The 3,382-nt window shown below is 57.5% G+C and carries 2 rRNA genes; both read right to left on the bottom strand.

The annotated features are described in order from the left end of the window. Positions 1-117 (bottom strand): 5S ribosomal RNA (gene rrf / locus AB0A94_RS38430). Positions 118-205: 88 nt separating this feature from the next. Further along, positions 206-3,331 (bottom strand): 23S ribosomal RNA (locus AB0A94_RS38425). Between the last annotated feature and the right edge of the window lie 51 nt (positions 3,332-3,382).

The following is a 3,382-nucleotide window of genomic DNA, read 5'->3' as shown; positions in this document are numbered from 1 at the left end:
GTTCGGCGGCGTCCTACTCTCCCACAGGGTCCCCCCTGCAGTACCATCGGCGCTGTAAGGCTTAGCTTCCGGGTTCGGAATGTAACCGGGCGTTTCCCCTACGCTATGACCACCGAAACACTATGAAACTGACAACCGCACCACACCGTTTCCGGGCGTGGGGTTGTTCGTGGTTTCAGAACCAACACAGTGGACGCGAGCAACTGAGGACAAGCCCTCGGCCTATTAGTACCGGTCAACTCCACACGTTACCGTGCTTCCATATCCGGCCTATCAACCCAGTCGTCTACTGGGAGCCTTACCCTCTCTAGGAGGTGGGAGTCCTCATCTCGAAGCAGGCTTCCCGCTTAGATGCTTTCAGCGGTTATCCCTCCCGAACGTAGCCAACCAGCCATGCCCTTGGCAGAACAACTGGCACACCAGAGGTTCGTCCGTCCCGGTCCTCTCGTACTAGGGACAGCCCTTCTCAAGACTCCTACGCGCACAGCGGATAGGGACCGAACTGTCTCACGACGTTCTAAACCCAGCTCGCGTACCGCTTTAATGGGCGAACAGCCCAACCCTTGGGACCGACTCCAGCCCCAGGATGCGACGAGCCGACATCGAGGTGCCAAACCATCCCGTCGATATGGACTCTTGGGGAAGATCAGCCTGTTATCCCCGGGGTACCTTTTATCCGTTGAGCGACGGCGCTTCCACAAGCCACCGCCGGATCACTAGTCCCGACTTTCGTCCCTGCTCGACCCGTCGGTCTCACAGTCAAGCTCCCTTGTGCACTTACACTCAACACCTGATTGCCAACCAGGCTGAGGGAACCTTTGGGCGCCTCCGTTACCCTTTAGGAGGCAACCGCCCCAGTTAAACTACCCATCAGACACTGTCCCTGATCCGGATCACGGACCCAGGTTAGACATCCAGCACGACCAGACTGGTATTTCAACGACGACTCCCACCATACTGGCGTATGGCTTTCACAGTCTCCCAGCTATCCTACACAAGCCGAACCGAACACCAATATCAAACTGTAGTAAAGGTCCCGGGGTCTTTCCGTCCTGCTGCGCGAAACGAGCATCTTTACTCGTAGTGCAATTTCACCGGGCCTATGGTTGAGACAGTCGAGAAGTCGTTACGCCATTCGTGCAGGTCGGAACTTACCCGACAAGGAATTTCGCTACCTTAGGATGGTTATAGTTACCACCGCCGTTTACTGGCGCTTAAGTTCTCAGCTTCGCCCACCCGAAGGTGAGCTAACCGGTCCCCTTAACGTTCCAGCACCGGGCAGGCGTCAGTCCGTATACATCGCCTTACGGCTTCGCACGGACCTGTGTTTTTAGTAAACAGTCGCTTCTCGCTGGTCTCTGCGGCCACCCCCAGCTCACCGAGTAAATCGGATCACCGGGTGTGGCCCCCCTTCTCCCGAAGTTACGGGGGCATTTTGCCGAGTTCCTTAACCATAGTTCACCCGAACGCCTCGGTATTCTCTACCTGACCACCTGAGTCGGTTTAGGGTACGGGCCGCCATGAAACTCGCTAGAGGCTTTTCTCGACAGCATAGGATCATCCACTTCACCACAATCGGCTCGGCATCAGGTCTCAGCCCCATGTGCGACGGATTTGCCTATCGCACGGCCTACACCCTTACCCCGGGACAACCACCGCCCGGGATGGACTACCTTCCTGCGTCACCCCATCACTCACCTACTAACCGCTTGGGCCGGCGGCTCCACCACTCCCCCTCACTCCGAAGAGATCAGGGGCGGCTTCACGGCCTTAGCATCACGATGCTCGATGTTTGACGCTTCACAGCGGGTACCGGAATATCAACCGGTTATCCATCGACTACGCCTGTCGGCCTCGCCTTAGGTCCCGACTTACCCTGGGCAGATCAGCTTGACCCAGGAACCCTTAGTCAATCGGCGCACACGTTTCTCACGTGTGAATCGCTACTCATGCCTGCATTCTCACTCGTGAACCGTCCACAACTGCCTTCCGGCGCTGCTTCACCCGGCACACGACGCTCCCCTACCCATCACGATCCCCGTTGGGGGTACATATCGCAATGACACGACTTCGGCGGTACGCTTGAGCCCCGCTACATTGTCGGCGCGGAATCACTAGACCAGTGAGCTATTACGCACTCTTTCAAGGGTGGCTGCTTCTAAGCCAACCTCCTGGTTGTCTCTGCGACTCCACATCCTTTCCCACTTAGCGTACGCTTAGGGGCCTTAGTCGATGCTCTGGGCTGTTTCCCTCTCGACCATGGAGCTTATCCCCCACAGTCTCACTGCCGCGCTCTCACTTACCGGCATTCGGAGTTTGGCTAAGGTCAGTAACCCGGTAGGGCCCATCGCCTATCCAGTGCTCTACCTCCGGCAAGAAACACACGACGCTGCACCTAAATGCATTTCGGGGAGAACCAGCTATCACGGAGTTTGATTGGCCTTTCACCCCTAACCACAGGTCATCCCCCAGGTTTTCAACCCTGGTGGGTTCGGTCCTCCACGAAGTCTTACCTCCGCTTCAACCTGCCCATGGCTAGATCACTCCGCTTCGGGTCTTGAGCGTGCTACTAAAGGCGCCCTGTTCGGACTCGCTTTCGCTACGGCTACCCCACCCGGGTTAACCTCGCAACACACCGCAAACTCGCAGGCTCATTCTTCAAAAGGCACGCAGTCACGAGACGAAGAGCAAGCTCTCCGTCCGACGCTCCCACGGCTTGTAGGCACACGGTTTCAGGTACTATTTCACTCCGCTCCCGCGGTACTTTTCACCATTCCCTCACGGTACTATCCGCTATCGGTCACCAGGGAATATTTAGGCTTAGCGGGTGGTCCCGCCAGATTCACACGGGATTTCTCGGGCCCCGTGCTACTTGGGTGTTTCTCAAACGAGCCGTACAGATTTCGACTACGGGGGTCTTACCCTCTACGCCGGGCCTTTCGCATGCCCTTCGCCTATCCATACGGTTTCTGACTCGCCGACCGGCCGGCAGACCGGTCAAGAGAAATCCCACAACCCCGCATGCGCAACCCCTGCCGGGTCTCACACGCATACGGTTTGGCCTCATCCGGTTTCGCTCGCCACTACTCCCGGAATCACGGTTGTTTTCTCTTCCTGCGGGTACTGAGATGTTTCACTTCCCCGCGTTCCCTCCACTTGCCCTATGTGTTCAGGCAAGGGTGACAGCCCATGACGACTGCCGGGTTTCCCCATTCGGACACCCCCGGATCAAAGCCTGGTTGACGACTCCCCGGGGCCTATCGTGGCCTCCCACGTCCTTCATCGGTTCCTGGTGCCAAGGCATCCACCGTGCGCCCTTAAAAACTTGGCCACAGATGCTCGCGTCCACTGTGCAGTTCTCAAACAACGACCAACCACCCAT

The organism is Streptomyces sp. NPDC044984 (genome assembly GCF_040646935.1).
Classification (GTDB): Bacteria; Actinomycetota; Actinomycetes; order Streptomycetales; family Streptomycetaceae; genus Streptomyces.
The sequence above is the reverse complement of the archived record's forward strand: the minus strand, read 5'-3'. Positions and strand labels throughout refer to the sequence as shown.